This window comes from Citrobacter sp. CK188 (assembly GCF_030333525.1).
Classification (GTDB): domain Bacteria; phylum Pseudomonadota; class Gammaproteobacteria; order Enterobacterales; family Enterobacteriaceae; genus Citrobacter_B; species Citrobacter_B koseri.
Genome location: NZ_JAOWFU010000003.1, coordinates 101,166 through 125,043, shown reverse-complemented (window position 1 = coordinate 125,043; position 23,878 = coordinate 101,166). Strand labels below are relative to the sequence as shown.

At 54.2% G+C, this 23,878-nt stretch carries 19 protein-coding genes and 1 riboswitch; of the genes, 6 read left to right on the top strand and 13 right to left on the bottom strand.

Annotated elements, in window-relative coordinates; all coding sequences use genetic code 11:
- Positions 1 to 122: 122 nt before the first annotated feature.
- Positions 123 to 974 carry a glutamate racemase gene (gene murI / locus OGV67_RS01870; RefSeq protein WP_071259495.1) on the bottom strand — a complete coding sequence of 284 codons (852 nt, stop codon included), beginning with the start codon at positions 972 to 974 and terminating at the stop codon, positions 123 to 125.
- Positions 919 to 2,787, bottom strand: a complete 1,869-nt coding sequence (gene btuB, locus OGV67_RS01865) for a TonB-dependent vitamin B12 receptor BtuB (RefSeq protein ID WP_115182242.1) — start codon at positions 2,785 to 2,787, stop codon at positions 919 to 921. Before btuB ends, murI begins: the two co-directional genes overlap by 56 nt.
- 65 nt (positions 2,788 to 2,852) lie before the next feature.
- Positions 2,853 to 3,042: riboswitch (cobalamin riboswitch) on the bottom strand.
- Positions 3,043 to 3,156: 114 nt separating this feature from the next.
- Between btuB and trmA the strand changes: the two genes are divergently transcribed.
- Positions 3,157 to 4,257 carry a tRNA (uridine(54)-C5)-methyltransferase TrmA gene (gene trmA / locus OGV67_RS01860; protein WP_058668394.1) on the top strand — a complete coding sequence of 367 codons (1,101 nt, stop codon included), beginning with the start codon at positions 3,157 to 3,159 and terminating at the stop codon, positions 4,255 to 4,257.
- A gap of 39 nt (positions 4,258 to 4,296) precedes the next feature.
- Here the strand turns inward: trmA and OGV67_RS01855 are convergent, their stop codons facing one another.
- Both OGV67_RS01855 and fabR read right to left on the bottom strand, forming a co-directional pair.
- Positions 4,297 to 4,656, bottom strand: a complete 360-nt coding sequence (locus OGV67_RS01855; RefSeq protein ID WP_012133827.1) for a YijD family membrane protein — start codon at positions 4,654 to 4,656, stop codon at positions 4,297 to 4,299.
- Positions 4,657 to 4,671: 15 nt separating this feature from the next.
- Complete coding sequence (fabR, locus tag OGV67_RS01850; protein ID WP_047459767.1) at positions 4,672 to 5,307, bottom strand: HTH-type transcriptional repressor FabR; 636 nt, start codon at positions 5,305 to 5,307, stop codon at positions 4,672 to 4,674.
- Positions 5,308 to 5,505: 198 nt separating this feature from the next.
- On the opposite strand from fabR, the gene sthA reads away from it, so the two are divergent.
- Entirely contained in the window at positions 5,506 to 6,906 is a 1,401-nt protein-coding gene (sthA, locus tag OGV67_RS01845) for a Si-specific NAD(P)(+) transhydrogenase (RefSeq protein WP_012133830.1), read from the top strand.
- On the opposite strand, the gene oxyR is transcribed toward sthA, so the two are convergent.
- The 4 genes from oxyR to argC form a co-directional block, all read right to left on the bottom strand.
- Entirely contained in the window at positions 6,889 to 7,806 is a 918-nt protein-coding gene (gene oxyR, locus OGV67_RS01840; protein WP_012133831.1) for a DNA-binding transcriptional regulator OxyR, read from the bottom strand. The two genes, sthA and oxyR, sit on opposite strands and share 18 nt — an antisense overlap.
- 321 nt (positions 7,807 to 8,127) lie before the next feature.
- A complete protein-coding gene (argH, locus tag OGV67_RS01835) occupies positions 8,128 to 9,501 on the bottom strand; it encodes an argininosuccinate lyase (protein WP_012133832.1) in 1,374 nt (457 codons plus the stop codon).
- A gap of 116 nt (positions 9,502 to 9,617) precedes the next feature.
- A complete protein-coding gene (gene argB, locus OGV67_RS01830) occupies positions 9,618 to 10,394 on the bottom strand; it encodes an acetylglutamate kinase (protein WP_012133833.1) in 777 nt (258 codons plus the stop codon).
- Positions 10,395 to 10,401: 7 nt separating this feature from the next.
- Positions 10,402 to 11,406 (bottom strand): N-acetyl-gamma-glutamyl-phosphate reductase, encoded by a 1,005-nt coding sequence (gene argC, locus OGV67_RS01825; RefSeq protein WP_112001501.1) that lies wholly within the window; start codon positions 11,404 to 11,406, stop codon positions 10,402 to 10,404.
- 154 nt (positions 11,407 to 11,560) lie between these two features.
- Between argC and argE the strand changes: the two genes are divergently transcribed.
- From argE to OGV67_RS01805, 4 genes are all read left to right on the top strand, one after another.
- Positions 11,561 to 12,712 (top strand): acetylornithine deacetylase, encoded by a 1,152-nt coding sequence (gene argE, locus OGV67_RS01820; protein ID WP_024130656.1) that lies wholly within the window; start codon positions 11,561 to 11,563, stop codon positions 12,710 to 12,712.
- A 287-nt stretch (positions 12,713 to 12,999) separates the two neighbouring features.
- Positions 13,000 to 15,651, top strand: a complete 2,652-nt coding sequence (ppc, locus tag OGV67_RS01815) for a phosphoenolpyruvate carboxylase (protein ID WP_012133836.1) — start codon at positions 13,000 to 13,002, stop codon at positions 15,649 to 15,651.
- A 218-nt stretch (positions 15,652 to 15,869) separates the two neighbouring features.
- Positions 15,870 to 17,603 (top strand): phosphoethanolamine transferase CptA, encoded by a 1,734-nt coding sequence (locus OGV67_RS01810; RefSeq protein ID WP_115615265.1) that lies wholly within the window; start codon positions 15,870 to 15,872, stop codon positions 17,601 to 17,603.
- Between the two features lie 138 nt (positions 17,604 to 17,741).
- Positions 17,742 to 18,602, top strand: coding sequence for an AraC family transcriptional regulator (locus OGV67_RS01805; RefSeq protein WP_012133838.1), 861 nt, complete (start codon positions 17,742 to 17,744; stop codon positions 18,600 to 18,602).
- On the opposite strand, the gene OGV67_RS01800 is transcribed toward OGV67_RS01805, so the two are convergent.
- The 5 genes from OGV67_RS01800 to OGV67_RS01780 all read right to left on the bottom strand — a co-directional run bounded on the left by OGV67_RS01800 (position 18,589) and on the right by OGV67_RS01780 (position 23,615).
- A complete protein-coding gene (locus tag OGV67_RS01800; RefSeq protein ID WP_012133839.1) occupies positions 18,589 to 18,945 on the bottom strand; it encodes a PTS fructose-like transporter subunit IIB in 357 nt (118 codons plus the stop codon). The genes OGV67_RS01805 and OGV67_RS01800 overlap by 14 nt on opposite strands.
- A 1-nt stretch (position 18,946) precedes the next feature.
- Positions 18,947 to 19,825, bottom strand: coding sequence for a [formate-C-acetyltransferase]-activating enzyme (locus tag OGV67_RS01795; RefSeq protein ID WP_024130657.1), 879 nt, complete (start codon positions 19,823 to 19,825; stop codon positions 18,947 to 18,949).
- Positions 19,791 to 22,088, bottom strand: coding sequence for a formate C-acetyltransferase (locus OGV67_RS01790; RefSeq protein WP_286464852.1), 2,298 nt, complete (start codon positions 22,086 to 22,088; stop codon positions 19,791 to 19,793). The genes OGV67_RS01795 and OGV67_RS01790 overlap by 35 nt, the downstream gene beginning before the upstream one ends.
- Positions 22,089 to 22,200: 112 nt before the next feature.
- A complete protein-coding gene (locus tag OGV67_RS01785) occupies positions 22,201 to 22,521 on the bottom strand; it encodes a PTS fructose-like transporter subunit IIB (protein ID WP_024130658.1) in 321 nt (106 codons plus the stop codon).
- Between the two features lie 14 nt (positions 22,522 to 22,535).
- On the bottom strand, positions 22,536 to 23,615 hold the full coding sequence (locus tag OGV67_RS01780; RefSeq protein ID WP_049008130.1) for a PTS fructose transporter subunit EIIC: 1,080 nt from the start codon (positions 23,613 to 23,615) through the stop codon (positions 22,536 to 22,538).
- Between the last annotated feature and the right edge of the window lie 263 nt (positions 23,616 to 23,878).

The window sequence follows — 23,878 nt, the reverse complement described above, 5'->3', positions numbered from 1 at the left end:
ACCCGGCGGCCTGTGTGCCGTTGTTCCGTGTCAGTGGAGGCGCATTATAGGGAGTTATTCCGGCCTGACAAGGGGAAATTCAAAATTATTTTCCGACTGCTTTCTTTTTAAGCAAAACCACCTCAAACCGCCAGTTTTTCGAGCGTTTCGAAACCGTAACGCTGTAAAACGGGTATTAATTGCTCGGTCTCTGGCGTCATTGCCATGCAGAAAGCAATATTAGCATCCGCTGATTTGGCATCCGGCGCTTCATGCTCTAACAACCAGGCTGTGCGACGCGCAATCGCCGCCCCGGAATCCACCAGCCTTGTCCCTTCAGGAAGGACCTGCAATAGTTCTTCCTGTAATAGAGGGAAATGGGTGCATCCCAGAACAACCGTGTCGGGCGGTTCCGGCATCCGCAGCCAGGGTCTCAGGATACGGCGTAGTTCCTCCAGCGATACGGGTTCACCGTGCAGTTTGGCTTCCGCCAGTTCCACCAGTTCTGCCGATCCCAACATCGCTATCTGACATTCATTCGCGAATCGCGCTATCAACTCATGGGTATAAGGGCGTTTTACCGTGCCACGCGTTGCCAGCAACCCGACGATGCCGTTGGCGGTCAGCCTCGCTGCGGGTTTAATCGCAGGTACGACGCCCACAACCGGGAACGCGAATTTTTCACGCAATGCAGGAAGAGAAACCGTGCTGGCCGTATTACAGGCGATTACCGCAAGTGAGAGAGGATAACGCTGCTGCACTGCGGTAACGATCTCGACGACGCGCTCGACAATAAACGCTTCGCTCTTTTCCCCATAAGGAAACGCGACGTTATCGAAAGCATATATATAGTGGAGATTCGGCAGGAGATGCCGAATCTCATCGTAGACCGACAACCCACCGACGCCGGAATCAAACACCAGCACGGTGGGACGTGGATCAGAAGGTGTAGCTGCCAGACAAGTAGTACTCTCGTCCTGCAGTTTGGTAGCCATAAGCTGTCTCGTAATCTTTATCGAACAGGTTGGCGATTTTACCACGAACTGTCAGGCGATCGGTGATCGGATACGATGCAGAAACATCAACAGTGCTATAGCTCGGCAAGATTCGCTGGGTGTTATTGTACTGGGAGGTGTTGTTATCGTAGCGCTTGCCGTAATACTGCCACGATACATCCATATCAACGTTAAACATCGTCCAGTCCAGTTGATACTTCGCCTGGCGCTTCGAGCGTCGGGCTAACACTTCACCGTTGTCGTCATTACGCGGATCGACATATTGCAACGTAACACGATGGCTAAAGATGCCGGTATCAAAGCTGCCCGTCCATTCCACGCCTTTAATGGTTGCCGCATCAATATTGTCATACTCACCCTGGTAGGTGTCTGGATCAAAGTAGTAAGTGATCAGGTTAGTAATCTTGTAATGGTAGGCAGACAGGCGCCAGTCCAGCGGACCAGTGAGCCCTTCCAGCCCGGCCTCCCACTGTTTAGACTCTTCCGGTTTCAGGTTAGGATTCGCGTTGATGCCAAAACGGGTAGAACCAAACTGCTGCCCCAGAGATGGAGACAGGAACCCGGTACCATAGCCGATAGTTACTCGATAGTTGTCGATAAACTCCCATCCAGCCGTCGTCTGCCAGGTGCCATGCCAGCCAAACTGTTCATCATGATCTTCACGCCCTGAAGCCTCCAGCGTTACATCACCGAATTGTTGCTGACCGGTCAGGTATAAACCGGTGTTATCGCGTTTATATGTGTCCGACATCACGGTATCGGATGAGGTCAAACGCTGCTGCTGCCAGTCTACGCCCGCGCTAACGGAACCGTGCCCCACGATAAGGTTATTACCCCATTGCAGGTTACGCTGGGTCATGCGATCGAGCGTCGTACCGTCATGATAGCGACCATAAATACTGCTGTAGTTATAGTCCTTCACCTTCTGGTAGCTGGCGAGAAGTTGTGAAGAGTAAATCCCGGAGTTGAATTTCAGACCTGCGTCCCAGCTCTGATTGTAGAGTTGCGATTCATCAGCACTGTAGGCCGGAATAGACGGCGGGTTTCCCAGATCGTAATCAGAGTTGTTGGTATAACTGTGACCACGGAAAAAACCATCGAAATTATCATTAAATTTATGTTCGAGGCTGCCCCAGAATGCCTTGCTGCGAAAACCATCGCGGTCGCGATCGTGATCCCAGGTTGAGCCGGGCTGTACGTTAAAGCCTTTATTGCCCTCATAAGAACCTGCTACCGTGGCGACAGTGTCGCCAAAGCGATGGCGCAACGTACCGTCATATTGCTGATAACCTTTTGAACCAACACCCGCGGTAATTTTTGACTGTTCTTGATCGGAGTGCGTAATAACGTTAATGACCCCACCCATTGCGCCGGAACCATAAATCGCCGAGCGTGGTCCACGAATGTATTCCACGCGTTGCACCAGCGATATTGGAATCTGATTCAGATCGGGGTTATTCGTAATGCCGGGGCGGGTCATGGGAACACCATCGACCAGAACCAATACCTGTTTGGCTTCCGTACCACGAATAAATAAAGAAGAAGACTGCCCCATGCCGCCGTTTTGATTGATATCAACGCCTGGCAGGCGGCGCATCACATCATTCAAATTCTTCGCTTGCCAGCGGTCGATATCCTCACGCGTCACGACATCAGCAGGCGCCAGTACGGTATTAACAGGTTGTTGAAAACGATTTGCGGTGACGATCAGGGTGTCTGGGTTAGTATCCTGCGCCCAGCCAGAAAATGCCGTGACGGAGAGCGCCGTCAGCAGCGAAGATTTTTTAATCATTGTAAAGCATCCACAATATAAGAAGGATGCCGCAGGCTTCATCGATAGTACGCGATGATGAACACCAGATGCGACGTTAGCCGGCAGGTCTTCGGGCTTGGAAGGTTATCCTCAGGATACAAGAGATGATGACTTCCCGCCGGGTGGCAGTGTCTGCTTATGCTCTCATCTCACCTTTCCTTACCGCTGCGCGTCAGCTCCAGATTCGCACTGGATTCCCTATTAACTCACAGGACCGGCTCACGGATGCTACATTCTGTAACAATCTACGTCCAGACCGCATATCACAATATCGGAAATCATCAATGACTGGACATCTGATGAGCAATCCCTACAATCCCCGCGTACTTTTATTTTTCAGGATGCATCATGACCCCCGAACACCTTCCGACAGAACAGTATGACGCGCAGCTAGCCGAAAAAGTGGTGCGCTTGCAGAGTATGATGGCGCCGTTTTCTGACCTGGTCCCGGAAGTGTTTCGCTCGCCAGCCAGCCATTATCGGATGCGCGCCGAATTTCGCCTGTGGCATGACGGCGACGACCTGTATCACATCATTTTTGATCAGCAGACAAAAAGCCGTATCCGCGTCGACAGCTTCCCGGCGGCCAGCGAGCTGATTAACCAGCTGATGACGGCGATGATTGAAGGCGTGCGCCATAATCGCGTCCTGCGCCATAAGCTGTTCCAGATTGATTACCTCACCACGATGAGCAATCAGGCGGTGGTTTCGCTGCTGTACCATAAAAAGCTGGATGATGAGTGGCGCCAGGAAGCGGAAACGCTGCGGGATGCGCTGCGAGCGCAGAACCTGAATGTGCATCTGATTGGCCGGGCGACCAAAACCAAAATCGAGCTGGATCAGGATTACATTGACGAACGTCTGCCCGTGGCGGGAAAAGAGATGATCTACCGTCAGGTGGAGAACAGCTTCACGCAGCCCAATGCCGCAATGAATATTCAGATGCTGGAGTGGGCGCTGGATGCAACCAAAGCGTCGAAAGGCGACCTGCTTGAACTGTACTGTGGCAACGGCAACTTCTCATTGGCTCTGGCGCGTAACTTCGACCGGGTGCTGGCAACGGAAATCGCCAAACCGTCAGTCGCCGCAGCGCAGTACAACATTGCCGCTAACCATATTGATAACGTGCAGATTATCCGTATGGCCGCCGAAGAGTTTACGCAGGCGATGAACGGAGTACGCGAGTTTAAACGTTTGCAGGGCATCGACCTGAAGAGCTATCAGTGTGAAACGATTTTTGTCGATCCGCCGCGTAGCGGGCTGGACAGTGAAACCGAGAAAATGGTGCAGGCGTATCCGCGTATTTTGTACATTTCCTGCAACCCGGAAACACTGTGTAAGAACCTGGAAACATTAAGCCAGACGCACAATGTGTCACGTCTGGCTCTGTTCGATCAGTTCCCGTATACGCACCATATGGAATGCGGCGTGTTACTCACTGCCAGGTAAAACGTAGGCCGGATAAAGTGGTTACGCCGCCATCCGGCATTATTCCGCGACTTCCTGCTTGCGGTTACGCATCTTAAAGCCAATCCAGAACACCAGAATCACCGACAGCACCGCCGGGAAGAAGTTAGAACCAATATCCGGGTATTCCGCACGTACCACGGTGCTGTACAACAGCACACCGAGGATAAAACAGGCGGCAGCCAGCCCCGGCAAGCCGACAGGCATAGTGCGGTTTTGATAACGTTGATGCAGGCAATAAACCGCCAGCACCAGCGCGATAATCGGGAATACAGAAAACGGCACGATGGAGCTAAACAGCGCCGCGAATGTGCCATTGATCGATAAGCCAGCGACCAGCGCCAGCAACAGCGTACCTTTATCTTGACCTGACTGTTTCATTGCTCGTCCTTCACGTTACTCGGAGTGATGTGCCATCTTCTCTTGTTCACGGCGGTACCAGTAATATGCCCCTTTCGCAATCATGCGCAGTTGCAGTACCAGCCGCTCTTCCAGCTGTCGGCGTTGTTCCGCACCAACATCCAGCGCCTCGGCACCTGCACTAAACACAATCGTCACCATCGCTTCGGCTTGCGCTTCAGTGAACGCGCGCGGCATATGGTTTTCGAGTTCCAGATAGTCCGCAAGTTCCGCGATGAAATGCTGAATCTCACGCGCGACTGCGGCGCGAAACGCGGCCGAGGTGCCGGAACGTTCACGCAATAATAAACGGAAGGCGTTAGGATTGTTGCCGATGAACTCCATAAATGTGGAGACCGAGGTACGGATCACACTGCCGCCTTTGGCAATACGCTGACGCGCCTGGCGCATCAGTTGGCGCAGCATTAAACCGCTCTCATCCACCATCGTCAGGCCAAGCTCATCCACATCGCGGAAATGGCGATAAAATGAGGTTGGCGCAATGCCCGCTTCACGCGCTACTTCGCGTAAACTGAGACTGGCGAAACTCCGTTCGGCGCTCAGTTGACTGAATGCGGCTTCTACCAGCGAACGCCGGGTTTTTTCTTTTTGTTGCGCTCTAACGCCCATCACGATGTCTGAATCCTTCCATATGCCTTATCTGGCACTATACCAGAGAACAAACTTAATCTGTTTGTTCAGCTTTGTGAATGATTGTTTACAGGCTGTTTGTGTTCCAGCCCCACAAAAAAGCACAACGATAATTGGGTTAAAGGCGCGCGAATGTTATCATCGTGTTTATTTTATGTATAAAAACAGGTGAGTAATACCATGCCACATTCCTGGGATTATGATGCAATCGTCATAGGTTCAGGCCCCGGCGGCGAAGGCGCTGCAATGGGTCTGGTTAAGCAAGGAGCGCGCGTCGCCGTTATTGAGCGTTATCACAACGTTGGCGGCGGTTGTACCCACTGGGGCACCATCCCGTCGAAAGCGCTCCGCCATGCCGTCAGCCGTATCATCGAATTCAACCAGAACCCCCTCTACAGCGACCACTCCCGACTACTTCGTTCTTCCTTTGCCGATATTCTCAACCATGCCGATAACGTCATTAATCAACAAACGCGTATGCGGCAGGGCTTTTATGAGCGCAACCACTGTGAAATATTGCAGGGTAATGCGCATTTTGTTGACGAAAACACCCTCGCGCTGGAGTGCCACGACGGCACGGTCGAAACCCTGACGGCGGAGAAATTCGTGATTGCCTGCGGGTCGCGTCCTTATCACCCGGCCGACGTTGATTTCGCGCATCCACGTATTTACGACAGCGACTCAATCCTTAGCCTGCATCACGAACCTCGTCACGTCATCATCTATGGCGCCGGGGTGATCGGCTGTGAATATGCGTCAATCTTCCGGGGAATGGACGTCAAAGTTGATTTGATTAACACCCGCGACCGTCTGCTGGCGTTTCTTGATCAGGAGATGTCCGACTCTCTCTCTTACCACTTCTGGAACAGCGGCGTGGTTATTCGCCATAACGAAGAGTACGAGAAGATTGAAGGCTGCGACGACGGCGTCATTATGCACCTGAAATCCGGTAAAAAGCTGAAGGCCGACTGTCTGCTGTACGCCAACGGACGCACCGGTAACACCGATTCACTGGCGCTGGGAAATATCGGTCTGGAAACCGACAGCCGTGGGCAACTCAAAGTCAACAGCATGTACCAGACCGCGCTGCCGCACATTTACGCGGTGGGCGATGTGATTGGCTATCCGAGTCTGGCTTCCGCCGCTTACGACCAGGGTCGAATTGCCGCGCAGGCGCTGGTGAAAGGCGAAGCGACCGCCCATCTTATCGAAGATATCCCTACCGGGATTTACACCATCCCGGAAATCAGCTCTGTCGGCAAAACCGAGCAGCAATTGACGGCGATGAAAGTGCCTTATGAAGTCGGACGTGCGCAGTTTAAGCACCTGGCGCGCGCGCAAATCGTCGGGATGAACGTGGGAACGCTGAAGATCCTGTTCCATCGGGAAACAAAAGAGATTCTGGGGATTCACTGCTTTGGCGAACGCGCAGCCGAAATTATTCACATCGGCCAGGCGATTATGGAACAGAAAGGCGGCGGTAACACCATTGAGTACTTCGTTAACACCACCTTTAACTACCCGACAATGGCGGAAGCCTATCGGGTAGCGGCGCTAAACGGCTTAAACCGCCTGTTTTAACGCTTTGTCGAAATGGCCATCCATCTCCGCACGGATGGCCTCCGCCAGTTGCTCATAGCGACTGCGCAGCGGCGATCCCGGACGATAAACCAACCCAACCGTACGCTTAGGCTCCGGCTTAATGCACGGCAGGTAGACTACGCCATCACGCTTACGCTCCTGCGGAACCGCCAGCGCAGGCAGTAAGGTAATACCGCTCCCCGCCGCAACCATGTTGCGCAGCGTTTCCAGACTGGTCGCCCGGAAATGGGTGTCTTCATCCGCGCCCGCCTCAAAGCAGAAGCCCATCGCCTGATCGCGCAGGCAGTGCCCGTCTTCCAGCATCAGCAGTTTTTCACCCGCCAGATCGGACATCGGCACACGATCGCGATTCGCCCACGGGTGATCCTCATAGATCGCCAGCATCATGGGTTCATCAAACAGCGGCACTTCGATAAACGCCTCGCTCTCTTTCACCAGCGCCAGGATCACGCAGTCAAGCTTGCCGCTGTCCAGTTGCGCCAGCAGCTGGTGCGTCTGCGCTTCATGCAGATACATTTCCAACTTCGGGAAGGTCTGATGCAGCATCGGAATAATATGCGGCAGCAGATAAGGGCCAACCGTTGGGATCAGGCCGATATGCAATGGGCCAGACATCGTCTCACCTTGCTGGCTTGCCATCTCCTTGAGCACTTTGACCTCACGCAGCACGGTGCGCGCCTGATCCACCAGCAGTAAACCTGCCTGGGTGAACAGAACTTTACGACTCGTACGCTCCAGCAGCATTACGCCCAGTTCATCTTCCAGCTTACGGATTTGCCCGCTGAGCGTCGGCTGGCTGACGTGACAGGAGTCCGCCGCACGCCGGAAATGGCGGTGTTCGGCTAATGCCACCAGGTATTCAAGATCACGAATATTCATTATTCATCCTCCGTCGCCACGATAGTTCATGGCGATAGGTAGCATAGCAACGAACGATTATCCCTATCAAGCTTTCTGTCTAATAATACATCACAGAAACGGAGCGGTACCTCTTTAACCCTTGAAGTCACCGCCCGTTCAAAGAGTTTTTCTCAACTCGAAATAACTAAAGCCAACGTGAACTTTTGCGGACCCTATGGTCCGCTTTTTTTTTTGCATAAATAAGCCCGACGTAATGCCAGGCTCTGATGACTGTTGCCGGATGGCGACGGTTCACAATTTTTTGTAGGCCGGATAAGGCGTCATCCGGCACCACGCCAGTTACGCCAGACGCGCCTTCGCGTAGTCGATCGCCTGCGCAACCTGCTGCGGTGAAACACCGCCTTTCGCCGCACGTTTATCCAGACATGATTGCAGCGACAGAATCGGATACACATCATCGCCAATCACAGCGCTAAATTTTTGCAGGTCAGCCAGTGACAGATCTTCCAGCGGTTTTCCCTGTCGAATCGCTTCCACCACCGTTTCGCCCACAATATGGTGCGCTTCACGGAACGGCACGCCTTTGGCAACCAGATAATCCGCCAGCTCAGTCGCATTCGCATAGCCCTGCTGCGCCGCTTCCTGGCAGCGCGGACGTTTTACCTGAATGCCATCCAGCACCAGCGCCGCCATGTGCAGGCAGTCCAGCCAGGTGTCGAGCGCATCAAACAGCCCTTCTTTGTCTTCCTGCATGTCTTTGTTGTACGCCAGCGGCAGGCCTTTCAGCGTCATCATCATCGCCGTTAATGCCCCCTGCACACGACCGCACTTGCCACGGATCAGTTCCAGCGCATCCGGGTTTTTCTTCTGCGGCATCAGCGATGAACCCGACGTCACGCGATCGGAGAGTTCCACAAAGCCCGCTTCACCGGTATTAAAGAAAATCAGATCTTCCGCAAAGCGCGACAGGTGAACCATGCCGATAGACGCGTCGGACAGCAGTTCCAGCACATGGTCACGATCGGACACGCTGTCCAGACTGTTACGCGTCGCCGAGGCAAAGCCCAGCCAGCCTGCCAGCTGTTCACGGTCGATTTCATACGCCGTACCCGCCAGCGCGCCGCAGCCTAACGGGCTGACGTCCAGACGCTTGAGCGCATCCTGCAAGCGGCTCTCATCACGCGCCAGCATTTCCACATACGCCAGACACCAGTGGGCAAACGTCACCGGCTGCGCGCGTTGCAGATGGGTGTACCCCGGCATGACGGCATCCTGATTATTCTGCGCCGTCTCTACCAGCGCGCTTTGTAACTGACGGTTAGCAGACAGCAGCTCGGTGACCGTATCTTTGCACCATAGCTTCAGGTCGGTCGCAACCTGATCGTTACGACTGCGCCCGGTGTGCAGCTTTTTCCCCAACTGGCCGACTTTATCGATCAGTTTGCCTTCCACCCAGCTGTGAATATCTTCCGCGTCGCTTTCCAGAATCTGCTGCGGATTCACCCGAACCTCTTCCAGCAGCGCGCTCAGCGCCTCTTCCAGTTGCAGTTGCTCATCCGCAGTCAACACCCCAACCGTGACCAGAGCTTTGGACCAGGCCACAGAGCCGACGATATCCTGCTCGGCCAGGCGGTAATCAAAGCGCAATGAGTCATTAAACTGTTTGAACCGTTGATCCGCTGCCTGTGTAAAACGCCCACCCCAAAGTGCCATAACATGCTTCCTTAATATCTTGAATTTCAATGCCGGATGGCGCTTAGCTTATCCGGCCTACAGGTTCGGTTCACCCAGGCCCGATAAGGCGTGGCCGCCATCGGGCACAAAATAGTTTAAGCCAGAATACGCGTACCGATCGGCGTACCGTTAAACAACGCCGGAAGCTGCTCGGCATGACGCCAGGAGGCGATATCCACCGGGCGCCCCAGCGTGCGGGCGGCGTCCAGCGCCGCGTTCACCTTCACAATCATGCCGTCGGTAATGATACCTTGATCGATCAGCTGTTCCGCTTTGGCCGCCGTCATCTCGGCAATGCGCTGACCTTTGCCATCCAGAATACCGCTTACATCAGAAAGCAGGATCAGATCCGCCCCCAGCGTTGCCGCCAGCGCCGTCGCCGCCTGATCGGCATTGACGTTCATCAGTTGCCCTTCTTCGGTCACGCCAATGGAACTGACCACCGGCAAGAAGCCGCCTTCCAGCAGCGTGTTAATCAGCTTAGGCGAACCCGGCTGCGCCAGTCCAACGTGGCCCAGCTCTTCATCGAGTTGAGTCACTTTTACGCTATCGCCGTCGCCGAGATACAGGCCAACGGACGCGATATGGTGTTTTTTCGCCCACGCCAGCAAGGTTTTATTGGCGGTTCCCGCCAGCGCGCCGGTGATGATGTCAATCTGATCGGCGGGCGTCACGCGCAGGCCATTTTTCTTTTTCACCGGCAAATTTAACTGTTTCATCAGCTCATCCACAACGCAGCCGCCGCCGTGCACGATAATCAGCGGACGCTGATGCGACTCGCGGTAATTGACCAGCGCAGTAAACAGACGCTCCAGCGCCTCTTCGCTATCCAGTAATACGCCGCCCAGCTTGATAATTAATGGATTCATCATTGCACCCTTAAATAAGAGACTGCGTTTCAGCAAAGCCGAAACGGATATTTGCGCACTGCACTGCCTGCGCCGCTGCGCCTTTCAACAGGTTATCTTCGGTCGCCACCACGATCAGGTGCTCGCCCTGAACGGCAAAACCAATATCGCAGAACGGCAGCCCGACCACATTCTTCAGCGCCGGAACGCCCTTGTCATATAGCCGCACCAGCGGCTTGTCGCCATACGCCTGCTGCAACGCTTGCGCCACCTGAGTATGGGTAACGCCAGCTTTCAGGCGGCAGGTGATCGTTTCCAGAATTCCGCGCGGGAAGTTCCCCAGATGCGGCGTGAAAATAACCTCTGCCCCCAGATGGGTGGCGATTTCCGGCTGATGACGATGGGTAAAGACGCCATACGGTTGCAGGCTGACTTCACAGAAACTGTTCGAAAGCGCCGCCTTACGCCCGGCGCCGCTCACGCCGCTGGTTGCGTTAATGACCGGCCACTGGTTGAGATCCAGCAGGCCTGCGTCAATCAGCGGTTTTAACGACAATTGCGCCGCCGTCGGATAGCATCCCGGCACCGCAATCAGATTCGCTTCTTTTAGCTTGCCCGCGCTCCACTCCGCCAGGCCATACACCGCCTGTTCCAGCAGCTCAGGGTGCTGATGGGTAAAGCCATAATATTTTTCGTAGAAGGCGCTATCATTAACCCGAAACGCACCGGAGAGATCAAACACAACGCAGCCCGCATTCAGGAACTGCGGGGCCAGGTCGTGGCTCACTTCATGCGCGGTGGCGAGAAACACCACATCCACCCCGCCGCTGAACTCGCTAATATCAGACATTGGCTGCAATGGCAGATCGACAATGCCTTTTAACTGCGGATGTAAATCAGAGATTAGCTTTCCTGCATCATTGCTTTGCGCTGAGACGGTTAAAGCGGTTATGGTCATATCAGGATGACGATTTACATAGGTCACAAGCTCTGCGCCAGCGTAACCGCTGGCACCCACAATCAGCGTATTCAACATCGGGGCTGTTCACCTTCTTATGTCTGGTTGCCTGGTTAAGCCGTAACAACTTCACCTTACAGTTGGTGGGTTTTCTTACGCTCAACGTTAATGTATTTTTATTCACAAATAATGCATGAATATTGATACTATCATGACCCGAGGTGTGTCAACAATGAAAAACACTTTACCGCCATTTATCGAGATTTACCGCGCTCTGATTGCCACACCGTCGATTAGCGCTACCGAAGAAGCGCTCGATCAAAGTAATGCGTCTTTAATCACTCTGCTGGCAGACTGGTTTAAAGATCTGGGCTTCAAGGTTGAGGTTCAGGCAGTCCCCGGTACGCGCAATAAATTCAATATGCTGGCCAGCACCGGACAGGGTGCTGGCGGTTTGTTGCTGGCGGGCCATACCGATACCGTTCCCTTTGACGACGGACGCTGGACGCGCGATCCGTTCACGCTGACCGAGCACGATAACAAGCTCTACGGGCTGGGTACGGCGGACATGAAAGGCTTCTTTGCTTTTATCCTCGATGCCCTGCGTGACGTGGATGTGACGACGCTGAAAAAACCGCTGTATATTCTGGCTACCGCCGATGAAGAGACCAGCATGGCGGGCGCGCGCTATTTCGCTGAAACCACCGCCCTGCGCCCGGACTGCGCGATCATCGGTGAACCAACGTCCCTGCAACCGGTGCGTGCGCACAAAGGCCACATTTCAAACGCCATCCGCATTCTGGGGCAATCGGGCCACTCCAGCGATCCGGCGCGCGGGGTTAACGCCATTGAACTGATGCACGACGCCATTGGCCGCATCATGCAGCTGCGCGATGACCTGAAAGAACGTTATCACTACGCGGCGTTTACCGTTCCTTATCCGACATTAAACCTGGGTCACATTCACGGTGGCGACGCCGCGAACCGTATCTGCGCCTGTTGCGAGTTGCATATGGATATTCGCCCGCTGCCGGGCATGACGCTGAACGATCTCAACGGATTGCTCAACGATGCGCTGGCGCCCGTGAGCGAGCGCTGGCCGGGCCGTCTGACGGTGTCCGAACTGCATCCGCCGATTCCCGGCTACGAATGCCCGCCTGACCATCAACTGGTGGAAGTGGTCGAGAAACTGCTGGGCGCGCAAACCGAAGTGGTGAACTACTGCACCGAAGCGCCGTTTATCCAGACCTTGTGCCCAACGCTGGTGCTTGGCCCGGGTTCGATTAATCAGGCGCACCAGCCGGATGAATATCTGGAAACGCGTTTTATCAAGCCAACCCGCGAGCTGATTACGCAGGTTGTCCATCATTTCTGCTGGCATTAACTGCTTATCACCTCGCTAACCCTTTAGTGGTAAACGAGGTGATTTATTAACATTTCCATAAGCAACGCTTATTTGATTCGATGTGAATTAAATTACGTAAATTCCCGTCATTTATTCGTTTGCTGAACCGATTTCGCAGCAATTGACGTCAGGTGTTTTACGTGGCTTTATAAAGATAAGAAGTGATGTAAAAAATTAAAGTCCGAAAGATTTCACGTTGCAGCCAACGCCGCTGTGACGCGAAAGATACAGGACATATTCAAAACAGATGGGGTGTCTGGGATCATATGAACGAACAATATTCCGCGTTGCGTAGTAATGTCAGTATGCTCGGCAAAGTGCTGGGAGAAACCATCAAGGATGCGCTGGGAGAGAACATTCTTGATCGCGTAGAAACAATCCGTAAGCTGTCTAAATCATCTCGCGCTGGCAATGAAGCGAATCGCCAGGAGTTGCTCACCACGCTACAGAATCTGTCCAACGACGAGCTGCTACCTGTTGCCCGCGCGTTTAGTCAGTTCCTGAACCTGGCCAATACCGCCGAGCAGTACCACAGCATTTCGCCGCAGGGCGAAGCTGCCAGCAACCCGGAAGTGATTGCCCGCACCCTGCGTAAACTGAAAGATCAACCCAATCTCGACGAAGCCACCATCAAAAACGCGGTGGAGTCGTTATCTCTGGAACTGGTACTGACCGCACACCCTACCGAGATCACTCGCCGCACGCTGATTCACAAAATGGGCGAAGTCAACGCCTGTCTGAAGCAGCTTGATAACAAAGAGATCGCGGATTACGAACGTAATCAGCTCATGCGCCGTCTGCGCCAGCTGATCGCCCAGTCCTGGCATACGGATGAAATCCGTAAAAACCGCCCAAGTCCGGTCGACGAAGCCAAATGGGGCTTTGCGGTGGTTGAAAACAGCCTGTGGGAAGGGGTGCCAAATTATCTACGTGAGTTGAACGAACAACTGGAAGAACATCTGGGCTACAAACTGCCGGTGGATTTTGTTCCGGTGCGTTTCACCTCCTGGATGGGCGGCGACCGTGACGGCAACCCGAACGTAACGGCTGATGTCACCCGCCACGTTCTCCTGTTGAGCCGCTGGAAAGCCACCGATCTGTTCCTGAAAGATATTCAGGTTCTGATTTCTGAGCTGTCGATGGTCGACGCCACGCCGGAACTGCTGGCGCTGGTCGGCGAAGAAGGCGCATCAGAACCTTACCGCTACCTGATGAAAAGCCTGCGTTCCCGCCTGATGGCAACGCAAGCCTGGCTGGAAGCGCGTCTGAAAGGCGAGAAACTGCCGAAACCCGCTGGCCTGCTGACGCAAAACGAGCAGCTGTGGGAGCCGCTGTACGCCTGTTATCAGTCTCTGCAAGCGTGCGGCATGGGCATCATCGCCAATGGCGAACTGCTTGATACCCTGCGCCGGGTGAAATGCTTTGGCGTGCCGCTGGTGCGCATCGATATTCGCCAGGAGAGCACCCGCCATACCGAAGCGCTGGGCGAGCTGACGCGTTATCTGGGCATCGGCGATTATGAAAGCTGGTCCGAAGCCGATAAACAGGCTTTCCTGATCCGCGAACTCAACTCCAAGCGTCCGCTGCTGCCTCGTCAGTGGGAACCGAGCGACGACACCCGCGAAGTGCTTGAGACCTGTCAAGTGATTGCCGAAGCGCCGCTGGGTTCCATCGCCGCTTACGTTATCTCTATGGCGAAAACGCCGTCCGACGTGCTGGCCGTGCATCTGTTGTTGAAAGAAGCCGGAATTAGCTTTGCCATGCCGGTTGCGCCGCTGTTCGAAACGCTGGACGACCTGAACAATGCCGACGCGGTAATGACTCAGTTGCTGAATATCGACTGGTATCGCGGCTTTATTCAGGGCAAACAGATGGTCATGATTGGCTACTCTGACTCGGCGAAAGACGCAGGCGTAATGGCCGCCTCCTGGGCGCAGTATCAGGCTCAGGACGCGCTGATCAAAACCTGTGAAAAAGCCGGAATTGAACTGACGCTGTTCCACGGTCGCGGCGGTTCCATTGGCCGTGGCGGCGCGCCTGCCCATGCGGCGCTGCTTTCCCAACCGCCGGGCAGTCTGAAAGGCGGCCTGCGCGTGACCGAACAGGGTGAGATGATCCGCTTTAAGTACGGCCTGCCTGAAGTCACCATCAGCAGCCTGTCCCTGTACACCGGCGCGATTCTGGAAGCCAACCTGCTGCCGCCGCCGGAGCCGAAAAATTCGTGGCGTCATATCATGGACGAGCTGTCCGTGATCTCCTGCGACCTGTATCGCGGCTATGTCCGCGAGAATAAAGACTTCGTCCCGTACTTCCGTTCCGCAACGCCAGAACAGGAACTGGGCAAGCTGCCGCTCGGTTCGCGCCCGGCAAAACGTCGCCCGACAGGTGGGGTTGAATCCCTGCGCGCCATTCCCTGGATCTTCGCCTGGACGCAAAACCGCCTGATGCTCCCGGCCTGGTTGGGTGCGGGCACCGCGCTGCAAAAAGTCGTTGAAGATGGCAAGCAAAGCGAACTGGAAGCCATGTGCCGCGACTGGCCGTTCTTCTCCACGCGCCTCGGCATGCTAGAGATGGTGTTCTCTAAAGCCGACCTGTGGCTGGCGGAATACTACGATCAACGCCTGGTCAAAAAAGCGCTGTGGCCACTGGGTGAAGAGTTACGCAACCTGCTGGCAGAGGACATCAAAGTGGTGCTGGCGATTGCCAACGATTCCCATCTGATGGCCGACCTGCCGTGGATTGCCGAGTCTATCCAGTTAAGGAATGTGTATACCGACCCGCTGAACGTGTTGCAGGCGGAACTTTTACACCGTTCCCGTCTTGCAGAAGAGCAAGGCAAAGATCCAGACCCGCGCGTCGAACAGGCGCTGATGGTCACGATTGCGGGCGTGGCTGCGGGGATGCGTAATACCGGCTAACCCACACGCATCGTCATATCCCCTCTCGCCCGCCCGGGCGAGAGGGCTTTGAAATATTTCTGTAATAATCGCCTGTTTTTCAATATATTCCTGCCTGCGTTTTGTTCACTCTGCTGAATACGCCATCAACAAGAATAGGTCACTGGCATCGCCATACTTAAGGTTCTCTTAATGATTTGTCGCTACGTTGGCGACTCGAATAAAAACAGGCTTCATATATGTTCTTCACACACACATCTGCTAAACCTTCGTTTAGCTGGAAAGCCCTTGGCTGGGCGCTACTCTATTTTTGGTTCTTCTCTACATTACTTCAGGCCGTTATTTGCATCAGCGGCTATAGCGGCACCAACGGGCTGCGTGACTCACTGCTTTTCAGTTCGCTCTGGCTGATCCCGGTATTTTTATTTCCCCGTCATACCCGCGCGATTGCCGCCGCTATTGGCGTTGTACTCTGGGCCTCTTCGCTGGCGGCGCTCAGTTATTATGTCATTTACGGGCAGGAATTCTCGCAAAGCGTTCTGTATGTCATGTTTGAAACAAACGCGAACGAAGCCAGCGAGTACTTGAGCCAGTATTTCAGTCTGAAGATTATCCTTATCGCCCTGGCCTATACCGCCGTGGCAATCCTGCTGTGGACGCGTTTAAAGCCAATATATATTCCCGCGCCGTGGCGCTGGTTAGTCTCCTTTGTATTGTTATACGGCCTTATTCTGCATCCGATCGCCGTCGGGACGTTTATCAAACATAAGCCGTTTGAGCAGACATTAGGCGGCCTCGCCTCGCGTATGGAACCCGCTGCGCCGTGGCAGTTTATCAATGGCTATTATCAATATAATCAGCAACTCACGTCGCTGAATAGTCTGCTTAACGAGAACAACGCGCTGCCTCCGTTAACGAATTTTAAAGATAACTCCGGTGATGCGCCGCGTACGTTAGTGCTGGTTATCGGCGAGTCAACCCAGCGTGGTCGCATGAGTCTGTACGGTTATCCGCGTGAAACCACGCCAGAGCTGGACGCGTTGCATAAAAGCGATCCGGGTCTGACCGTATTCAATAACGTCGTCACCTCCCGGCCATACACGATTGAAATTCTGCAACAGGCGCTGACCTTCGCCAATGAAAAGAACCCGGATCTGTATCTGACGAAACCGTCGCTGATGAACATGATGAAACAGGCAGGTTATAAGACGTTCTGGATCACCAATCAGCAGACGATGACCGCGCGTAATACGATGCTGACCGTATTCTCGAAACAGACCGACAAGCAGTTTTATATGAATCAGCAGCGTACTCAAAGCGCGCGGGAATATGACACCAACGTTCTGGCGCCCTTTAAAGACGTAATGGCCGACCCGGCACCGAAGAAATTTATTATCGTTCACCTGCTGGGAACACATATCAAATACAAATTCCGCTACCCGGAGAATCAGGGAAAATTTGACGGTCAAACCGATCATATCCCTGCGGGCGTGAGCGAAGACGAACAGGATATTTATAACGATTACGATAACGCGAATCTGTATAACGACCATGTCGTCGCCAGCCTGATTAAGGACTATAAAGCGACTGACCCGAACGGTTTTCTGCTCTACTTCTCCGATCACGGTGAAGAAGTGTATGACACGCCGCCGCACAAAACGCAGGGACGTAACGAAGACAACCCTACGCGTCATATGTATACGGTGCCGTTCCTGTTATGGACGTCAGAAAAGTGGCAGGCCGCACACCCGCGCGATCTCTCGGCGTATGTTGACCGCAAGTACAGCAGCTCTGAACTTATCCATACCTGGTCCGACTTAGCGGGGCTGACCTACGACGGGTTCGACCCGACGCGCTCCATCACCAGCCCGCAGTTTAAGGCGATCACGCGCTGGATTGGCAACCCGTATAAGAAAAACGCGTTGATTGATTACGATACCCTGCCTTACGGGGATCGTGTCGGGAATCAGTAACGGCATCGCCGGATAACGCTGACGCTTATCCGGCCTACAAAATGCATAACCCGTGTACCGCCATCCGGCAATTATCGCTTGAGGCGGTTTACGTTCAACGTTACTGTTTCCTCTGTCTGCGCTCTGCAAGGTATCAACATGTATCACGACGTCAGCCACCTTCTCTCCCGTCTGATTAACGGCCCTATGGCGCTGCGGCAGGTTTTTTTCGCCAATACCAGCGGTACGGCGCCCGAACTGGCGTATCAGGTTGATTTTCCACGCCTGGAGATGGTGCTGGAGGGAGAGTTCACCGATACAGGCATCCCGGCCGCGCCCGTGACACTCATCGCTGGCGACGTTCTGTATGTTCCGGCAGGCAGCTGGAACTTCCCGCAGTGGCAAACGCCCGTCACCACGCTCAGCATCCTGTTCGGCAAGCAGCAATTAGGTTTCAGCGTTGTTCACTGGGACGGCAAACAATATCAGAATCTTGCAAAGCAGCATGTCGCACGTCGAGGTCCACGTATTGGCTCCTTCCTGCTGCAAACGCTCAATGAAATGCAGATGCAGCCGCAGGAACAGCAGACGGCCCGATTAATTGTCGCCAGCCTGTTGAGCCACTGCCGCGATCTGCTGGGTAGCCAAATCCAGACGGCGTCACGGAGTCAGGCGCTTTTTGAAGCGATTCGCAACTATATCGATGAGCGTTACGCTTCCCCGCTCACCCGCGAATCGGTGGCGCAGGCGTTTTATATTTCGCCAAACTACCTTTCTCATCTGTTTCAAAAAACAGGCGCTATCGGCTTTAACGAATATCTGAATCACACTCGGCTGGAACACGCGAAAACGCTGCTGAAGGGCTACGATCTGAAAGTCAAAGAAGTGGCTCACACCTGTGGATTTGTCGACAGTAACTATTTCTGCCGCCTGTTTCGTAAAAATACGGAGCGTTCGCCGTCAGAATATCGTCGGCAGTACCACAGCCAGTTGACGGAAAAGAAGGCTACTCCAGAATAAGATGCGTATGCTGCGGCGCAGTGAGCAGTTTACGCACGGCGCTCATCACCCGCTGAGGTTCGCGAAGAAAGGCGTTAATTCCTGACTGAACATACCGACTCTGAATAAAACGCTCCGCGCCCGCCAGTTCAATATCCGTAATCAGCAACACAACATCCGCCCGGTTGATATCCTCCTCCGTTAAGCGATTTTCCGTGCCCAGCGCTCCCTGGGTTTCAATTTTAATGTTCCATTTTTCCTGCTGGCAGAGCTTCTCCAGGCGTTCGGCGGCCATATAGGTATGCGCCACGCCGCTGACGCAGGCGGTAACGGCAACCAGATAGCGTACAGTTGAGACTGTCATATTAACCTCCCACAGTGACCAGAAACCCGGCTCGCTCTGCCAACGCCTGCATTTCCGCCACCTCTTGCGGCGAGGGTACAGGCACATCTTTCATTGCCCACGGCTGCCCAAGCAGACGGTATTTCGCTTCACCATACTGATGAAACGGTAGCAGGTGCACCTGATTAATCCCTGACGATAGCAACACTGCTAACGCTCGCTGCATATTCTCAACGTTGAGCGTGTAGCCCGGAATCAACGGCAAACGGGGGATGACCGTAATCCCCTCGTTTACCAGTAAACGCAGGTTATCCAGCACGCGTGGTAAATTCATTTTGACCACCTCATGCGCCTGGCGCGGCTCCATAATCTTTAAATCAAACAGCACTTCATCACACGCTTTAGCCAGCGGTAGCAACCGGCTGGCAGGCGCATCGCCTGCGGTTTCAATCGCGCAGGAAATGCCGAAACGTCGCAGACGTTGCAGAAACCGCGTGGCAAACGCCGCCTGCATTAATACTTCACCGCCAGAAAGCGTGACGCCACCGCCGGAGGTGCGAAAAAAGAGTTCGTCTTTCATCACCTCGCGTTCCAGTTCATCCAGCGTAATATCGCGCCCGATACGTTCAAACGCCCCGGAAGGACATTCATCCGCATCACGCAAGCAGGGCGAGCAGTGCAGACATTTACTCTCCCGCCGCACCGTTTCGATGCGTGGCGAAATAGATTCTGGATTGGCGCACCACGGACAGGTATGCGGGCAGCCTTTAAAAAAGACCACCGTACGAATTCCCTGCCCGTCATTCAACGAATAACGCTGAATGTTGAAAATACGTGCGACATCATCAGCGCTCGTTTCCAAATTCTTACAGCTGATGCGCGGTGCGGCGAATGATGTCATCCTGGATCTCCTTCGACAGCTCGACAAAGAAGGCACTGTAACCCGCCACGCGCACCACCAGCCCGGCGAAATCCTGCGGGCGCAATTGCGCTTCACGCAACGTATCCGCATTCAACACGTTAAACTGAATATGCTGTAGCTTAAGCTGGGTAAAGGCGCGCAGAAAATCCGCCAGTTTGCGCAAGCCGGCCTCACCTTCCAGCGTCGCGGGCGTAAACTTCACGTTGAGCAGCGTACCGTTAGAAAGCAGCGTGTTATCCAATTTACTTACTGATTTCAGCACCGCCGTCGGCCCCTGCATATCCTGGCCGAGCATTGGCGACAACCCGCCGTCTGCCAGCTGTTCCCCGGCAAAACGGCCATCCGGCGTCGCCCCCACCACCGAACCCAGCGGCACATGCGCGGAGACAGTGTATGAACCCGGTGTAAATTGCCCACCGCGCGGGTTCTGGTATTTCTCCACCTCTTTACAGTAATGGCGCAGCAGTTCAGCGCTGATGTTATCCACATCATCAATATCATTACCGTATTTCTCGAAGCGGTTAATCAGCCGGGCACGAATTCGCTCACCTTCCGGCGTCGCAAAGTTCGCCTTTAACACCGCCAGCAGTTCATCGAAACGTAAACGTTGCTGATCAAATACCAGCCCTTTTAACGCGTGCAGGGAGTCGCTCAGATTAGCAATGCCAATCCCCTGTACGCCAGAGAAGTTATAACGCGCGCCGCCATCGGTAATATCACGGCCTTTATCCAGGCAGTCGCTGATAAACGAGGAAAGCAGCGGCACCGGCGCCCAGTCACGGTGGCCGATATCGCAAATATTACTGCCTTCCACCATCAGCGTAATGTAATGGCTGATTTTGGCGCGAATATGCGCCAACAGATCTTCGTACGTCAGCGTGCGGTTTCCTTCATTCTCATACAGGCTGATTTCCATCACTTTCAGCAGGTTGAACATGGCGATGTCGTGCAGGCCGTAGGTTCTACCCGGAATCGACAGCTCCACACACCCCACTACCGCGTAATCACGGGCGTCCTCCAGCGAAACACCCCGGTTCAGGAACGCGGGCACAACCACTTCATCATTAAAGATCTGCGGAATACCGGTGCCGAGGCGAATCGTCTCCGCTGTTTTCATCAGGAAGGGCGTGTCAATCAGCGCATTGGTACGCACGCCAAGGTTCGGCTGCGGCAACTGCACATTCTGGTACGCGTCAAGACAGAGAAAAGAGAGCACGTTCACCGCACTGCGTCCGTTCTCCGTCAATCCCCCAAGCAATGCGGTGTAACCGGTCGGGAATCCGGCGAAATAGCGTGCGCTGCTGGTCGAACGTAACAGCACGATATCGTTACATTTTACCCACAGCGATTCGAGGAGCTCTTTTAAAAATGCCGGGTCTTCGCCCTGGATCAGCGATGCCTGATAAAACGGCAGCATATACTGGTCAAAACGCCCCAGCGAGAGCGAGCTGGCGTTAGACTCATATTGCAGAATGATGTTCATGTACCAGAACAGCTGGCACGCTTGCCAGAAGGTTTGCGGCTTGTACTGCATGTTATGTCGGGAGTTCGCGGCAATGGTGAGCAACTCCTGACGCCGACGCGCATCCAGGCAACTTTCCGCCATTTTCTCCGCCAGCGTCGCGTAACGCAGAATGTGGCCTTGCGAAGCCTCCAGCAGCAGCAACGCCGCCTGGTAAAAGTGATTGTCCGGCTGCTGCTGGCAGTGTTGCCGCACTTGCGCCACCAGTTCACCCAGACCGTGATTCAACAGCCGCGGGTAATCAATAATAATGTGCCCCTGCCCTTTATCCGTCTGGTTAACGCTAAAAATCTGCGTGCTGACGGCGGCTTTCACGTCATCGGTCATCTGGCCGTTGATGAAATCCTTCATCGACCGTTTTTCCCAGTACGGGAACAGCACCTCGCGGTAGAGGCGCTTATCGTCCTCGCTGATGTCAAAACGGTCCTGTGGACGCGTCGGGAACTGATCTAACTCGTTAAGTAACCAGTACGGATCCATTTCCGGCGACATAATCCCCGCCCGCGGTTTCACCGTACGGTTCCCGGCAATCAACTCCTCATCACGAATCGAAATTTCAACATGCTCAAGGATATACGCCGTCGCTTTAGCGCGACGCAATATGACCGGCTCTCCCTCTGTCTGCTGATAGCTGGCGGTATACAGCTGCGCGCGCTCAAGCGAAATTTCACGGTTATTCTGGAAAAGTGCGGCTTTAAGGCGCTGGGTACGATTCGTCATGAGGAACTCCTGTAGGCAAGCTTGTTGCCGGATGGCGGCGTGAGCGCCTTATCGGGCCTACGGGGATTAACATCGTAGGCCCGATAAGCTTGCGCCATCGGGCATTCTAACGTTAAGCAATTTGCGAAAGATGCGCGTCAATTTTGTTCATAATGGCATCGGCGCGTTTTACCGCATCGCTGATGTTGACGCGGACAATGGTTTTACCCGCAAAGCGTTCCTCAAACTTGATGCCGATATCTTTGGTCAGAATCACCATATCCGCATCCGCCACATCCGCCGCAGTCAGTTCGTTTTCCAGACCAATCGAGCCCTGGGTCTCGACTTTGACTTCCCAACCTTTTGCTTTGGCCGCGCTTTCCAGCGCTTCGGCCGCCATATAGGTGTGTGCGACACCAGAAGGACATGCGGTTACTGCGATAATTTTCGTCATGGCTCATTCCTCACTTAATTCATCTCAAACTCTAAATCCAGGTCGTCTTCTTTCTCATCAACCTGAGACACTTTCTTACGCGCCAGACTTTTCAGCACGTTAACGCAGATTGCCGTCACTACCGCCCCGACAGCGACTGCCGCGATATAACCCAGCTTGCCTTCCACAACCGGCAGAACAATCAGCCCGCCCCAGCCGGCATAACACTGCGCGCCAAACAGCGCAGCCGTTACCGCACCACAGGCAGAGCCAACCATAATGGATGGGATCACGCGCAGCGGATCGGCGGCAGCGAAGGGAATCGCGCCTTCCGTGACCCCAACGCAGCCCATTACCAGCGCGGCTTTACCGGCTTCACGTTCTTCAGAAGAGAAGTTTTTACGACCAACCAGCGTTGCCAGGCCCAGACCCAGCGGCGGAACGCAGATGCCCACCGCAGCAATCGCCACCACGCTGTATACGCCCTGCGCCACGCAAATCAGCATGAAGGCGTAGGCCACTTTGTTAATCGGGCCGCCCATATCGAAGGCCAGCATCAACCCCATGATGACCGCCAGCAGCACGATGCTGCCCTGCTGCATTCCTTGCAGCCATTGGGTCAGGCTGGTGGTTAACGCGCCAACCGGTTCGCCCAGCCCCCACATCATGATGCCTGCGGTAATGAAGGTGCCGACGATAGGGATAACAAAGATAGGCATCACCGAGCGCAATACCTTATGCACCGGGATTTTCTTCAGATAATGCACGACGATACCGCCGATAATCCCGGCGATGAGCGCGCCAAAGAACCCGGCGCCAAAGCTGTTGCCCACCCAGGCGCCGATCGCGCAAGGCGCCAGCGCGGAACGTTCAGCAATGGAGTAGCCAATATAGGCGGCGAGAAAAGGCACCATCAGCGTCAGCCCTGCGACGCCAATATCAAAAAGCTTCTTGAGATTAGGATCGGTCGCGACATCGGGAACAGCGCCTTTGCCATACAGCATGACGGAAACCGCCAGCAAGATCCCACCCGCTACGACGAAGGGGATCATATGCGAAACACCGGTCATCAGATGTTGACGGGTGTTTTTCAGGATCTGCACCAACTCTTTCATAAGTCGCTCCCGGGCCACTTCAGGCCCTTATCCATAACGTTGTTGTGGCAAACAATAGGCAATCCAACGCGGCGCAGACAGTGGATAAAAAGGCCATTTACTGGATTTTTGTAATATCAGTACAAAAATGCGATCCGCCTCATAACTTATCAAACCTCAGAAATAAGATGCCGCATTCCGACTTGTGAAGTGTCTCGCAATTTGACGTGTATGTTACATTTGTCCAGCGTTTGGCAGTTTTGTCACATGGCACTATGCGGCAA

Excerpts from the sequence above, each read along its gene's own strand:
- murI (WP_071259495.1), bottom strand. The coding sequence starts at position 974 with ATGGCTACCAAACTGCAGGACGAGAGTACTACTTGTCTGGCAGCTACA.
- btuB (WP_115182242.1), bottom strand. The coding sequence starts at position 2,787 with ATGATTAAAAAATCTTCGCTGCTGACGGCGCTCTCCGTCACGGCATTT.
- trmA (WP_058668394.1), top strand. The coding sequence starts at position 3,157 with ATGACCCCCGAACACCTTCCGACAGAACAGTATGACGCGCAGCTAGCC.
- OGV67_RS01855 (WP_012133827.1), bottom strand. The coding sequence starts at position 4,656 with ATGAAACAGTCAGGTCAAGATAAAGGTACGCTGTTGCTGGCGCTGGTC.
- sthA (WP_012133830.1), top strand. The coding sequence starts at position 5,506 with ATGCCACATTCCTGGGATTATGATGCAATCGTCATAGGTTCAGGCCCC.
- oxyR (WP_012133831.1), bottom strand. The coding sequence starts at position 7,806 with ATGAATATTCGTGATCTTGAATACCTGGTGGCATTAGCCGAACACCGC.
- argH (WP_012133832.1), bottom strand. The coding sequence starts at position 9,501 with ATGGCACTTTGGGGTGGGCGTTTTACACAGGCAGCGGATCAACGGTTC.
- argB (WP_012133833.1), bottom strand. The coding sequence starts at position 10,394 with ATGATGAATCCATTAATTATCAAGCTGGGCGGCGTATTACTGGATAGC.
- argC (WP_112001501.1), bottom strand. The coding sequence starts at position 11,406 with ATGTTGAATACGCTGATTGTGGGTGCCAGCGGTTACGCTGGCGCAGAG.
- argE (WP_024130656.1), top strand. The coding sequence starts at position 11,561 with ATGAAAAACACTTTACCGCCATTTATCGAGATTTACCGCGCTCTGATT.
- ppc (WP_012133836.1), top strand. The coding sequence starts at position 13,000 with ATGAACGAACAATATTCCGCGTTGCGTAGTAATGTCAGTATGCTCGGC.
- OGV67_RS01810 (WP_115615265.1), top strand. The coding sequence starts at position 15,870 with ATGTTCTTCACACACACATCTGCTAAACCTTCGTTTAGCTGGAAAGCC.
- OGV67_RS01805 (WP_012133838.1), top strand. The coding sequence starts at position 17,742 with ATGTATCACGACGTCAGCCACCTTCTCTCCCGTCTGATTAACGGCCCT.
- OGV67_RS01800 (WP_012133839.1), bottom strand. The coding sequence starts at position 18,945 with ATGACAGTCTCAACTGTACGCTATCTGGTTGCCGTTACCGCCTGCGTC.
- OGV67_RS01795 (WP_024130657.1), bottom strand. The coding sequence starts at position 19,825 with ATGACATCATTCGCCGCACCGCGCATCAGCTGTAAGAATTTGGAAACG.
- OGV67_RS01790 (WP_286464852.1), bottom strand. The coding sequence starts at position 22,088 with ATGACGAATCGTACCCAGCGCCTTAAAGCCGCACTTTTCCAGAATAAC.
- OGV67_RS01785 (WP_024130658.1), bottom strand. The coding sequence starts at position 22,521 with ATGACGAAAATTATCGCAGTAACCGCATGTCCTTCTGGTGTCGCACAC.
- OGV67_RS01780 (WP_049008130.1), bottom strand. The coding sequence starts at position 23,615 with ATGAAAGAGTTGGTGCAGATCCTGAAAAACACCCGTCAACATCTGATG.